This is a genomic window from Flagellimonas amoyensis (genome assembly GCF_003058265.1).
Lineage (GTDB): Bacteria > Bacteroidota > Bacteroidia > Flavobacteriales > Flavobacteriaceae > Flagellimonas > Flagellimonas amoyensis.
Map to the genome: position 1 here is coordinate 1 of NZ_QBUK01000021.1, position 2,540 is coordinate 2,540.

Here is a 2,540-nt window from a genome sequence, read left to right on the forward strand (position 1 = left end):
TGCAAAAAACGGGCATAGTATACCACCTTCGGCGGATTAAACTGAGCCACCCGCGGCGGACCAAAGTGAGCATAGTGGGGCGGATGAAAGTGAGCCACTAAAAAGATCGATTCTATTTGAGTGTTGCGATGGTTTCTTTTGTAAAAAAGACCATGGCGAACAAACAGATAGATATGCGCAAGGCAAAAAGGATTTACAAATTGTACGGCGAGGGGGCCAGCAAGCGACGCATCAGCAAGGAACTTGGCATCTCCCGCAACACGGTGGCCAAGTACATCGAGTTCTTCAAGTGTTACAGGCTGACGCCCTACGAGGTCTCGGAGATGACCCTGGAGGAGATCCATAGGCTCTTCAAGGCGGACCAAAAGCCCAAGAGCGAACAGCTGAGGACCTTAGAGCGGTACTTCCCCTATTTTGACAAGGAACTCCGCAAAACGGGGGTCACGCGACAGTTGCTCTGGGAAGAGTATTATGCGAAGCACCCGGACGGGTTCAAGCTCTCCCAGTTCAGGTACTGGTACCGTGAATGGACAAAGGAGACATCGCCAGTGATGCACTTCACCCATAAGGCGGGCGACAAGCTCTTCATCGATTTTACGGGCAAAAAGCTCCATATAACGGACAAATATACGGGAGAGATCCAAGAGCTCGAGGTATACCTGTGCGTACTGGGCAGCAGCCATTACACCTACGTGGAGGCCTGTCGGAGCCAGAAACTGGAGGACTTCATGCGATGTACCGAGAACGCACTGTGGTTCTATGGCGGGGTCCCCCGTGCCCTGGTGACCGACAACCTGAAGTCCGCAGTTACCAAGAGCAGCAGTTACGAGCCGAAGGTCAACGAGGCCTTTGCCGATTTTGCGGAGCATTACGATACCGCCGTGCTGCCGACAAGGGCCTACAGGCCAAGGGACAAGGCCATCGTGGAGAACGCGGTGCGCATTGTCTATACCAGGGTGTTCGCCCCTTTGCGCAACACCACCTTCCACAGTGTGGGCGAGATCAACAGGGCCATCCTCGAACTGCTAAGGACCCATAACAATGTTTCCTTCAGGGGAAGGGAATACTCCAGGTGTTCCCTCTTCCGGGAAGTGGAGGTGCCGGAGCTCGGCCCCCTTCCATTGAAGCGATATGAGATAAGATCTTATGCAAAGGGAACGGTCCACAAGAACAGTCATATCTACCTTGGCAGGGACAAGCACTACTACAGTGTTCCCTACAGGCACATCGGCAAACAGGTGAAGATCGTCTACACGGACAGCTTCGTGGAGATATACCACAGGCACGAACGTTTGGCCGTCCATGAAAGGAAGCGGCAACGCTACGGCTATACCACCGCGGCGGAACATATGCCCTCCCACCACAGGTTCGTCAGCGAATGGAGCAGTGAGAAGTTCATCTCCTGGGCCGCCCACATCGGCGAGAACTGCAAGGGGTACATCATCGGGATACTCGACAAGAAACAACATCCGGAACAATCCTATAAGTCCTGCATGGGCATACTGCACCTGGCCAAGAAGGTCGGCGACCAACGGCTGGACAATGCCTGTAGGCGGGCATCGGACTATGGGGCCTATAATTACAGCATGGTGGAGCGGATACTGAAAAAAGGGTGGGACACCCTGGAGGACGACCCGGAGGATACCTCCGAGGTCCCGGACCACGATAACATCAGGGGAGGAAACTATTATAAATGACAAACATTAAAACAGACAACATGAACACAAAGACATTGGAACAGATGAAACAGCTCAGGCTCCACGGGATGCTCAGGGCCTTTGACACCAGCCTCTCGCCCGAGAGCATGGACTATACCAACGATGAACTGGTGGCCTATCTGGTACAGTCCGAATGGGACGATAGGCACAACCGCAAGATCGAGCGCCTGACAAAGGCCGCAAGGTTCAGGTACGGTGCCGTTATGGAGGCCATCGATTACGGCCCCGGCAGGAACATCGACAGGAACAGGATACAACGCTACGCCTCCTGTGGATTTATACACAAGGGTGAAAATATGCTCATTACCGGGAGCACCGGGGTCGGCAAGAGCTATCTGGCCTCGGCCATCGGGCACCAGGCCTGCTCAATGGGGTACAGGACCATGTACTTCAACACGGCCAAGCTCTTTACCCTGCTCAAAACCTCAAAGGCGGACGGGTCCTATCTAAAGTTCATTGGAAAACTTGAAAAACAGGACCTGCTCATACTGGATGACTTTGGCCTAAAACCATTGGACAACATCAACAGGCACTCTTTGATGGAGATCATAGAGGACAGGCACGGCAAAAGGTCCACCATCATAGCCTCACAACTGCCCGTGGAGGCATGGCACGATGTCATCGGTGAAAAAACGATCGCTGACGCCATCCTTGACCGGCTGGTGCACTCGGCCCACAGGGTGGACATAAAAGGGGAATCAATGAGGAAAAAAATTAAAAATAAACGTTAACTTCAGCACCAAAATGAGTCGATCTCGTGCACTTGATTTGCACTGCTCACTTTCATCCGCCGCAGGTGGTATACATTGACCGCCCTATCCA

Annotated in this window: 2 protein-coding genes; both read left to right on the forward strand. The window is 53.1% G+C overall.

What is annotated here, in order from left to right; all coding sequences use genetic code 11:
- Nucleotides 1-173 precede the first annotated feature (173 nt).
- Nucleotides 174-1,697 carry an IS21 family transposase gene (gene istA, locus DB398_RS18260; RefSeq protein WP_234416379.1) on the forward strand — a complete coding sequence of 508 codons (1,524 nt, stop codon included), beginning with the start codon at nucleotides 174-176 and terminating at the stop codon, nucleotides 1,695-1,697.
- A gap of 20 nt (nucleotides 1,698-1,717) precedes the next feature.
- Nucleotides 1,718-2,449 carry an IS21-like element helper ATPase IstB gene (gene istB / locus DB398_RS18265; RefSeq protein WP_108425888.1) on the forward strand — a complete coding sequence of 244 codons (732 nt, stop codon included), beginning with the start codon at nucleotides 1,718-1,720 and terminating at the stop codon, nucleotides 2,447-2,449.
- Nucleotides 2,450-2,540 lie beyond the last annotated feature (91 nt).

Coding starts and splice junctions, on each gene's coding strand:
- istA (WP_234416379.1), top strand. CDS start 174: ATGCGCAAGGCAAAAAGGATTTACAAATTGTACGGCGAGGGGGCCAGC.
- istB (WP_108425888.1), top strand. CDS start 1,718: ATGAACACAAAGACATTGGAACAGATGAAACAGCTCAGGCTCCACGGG.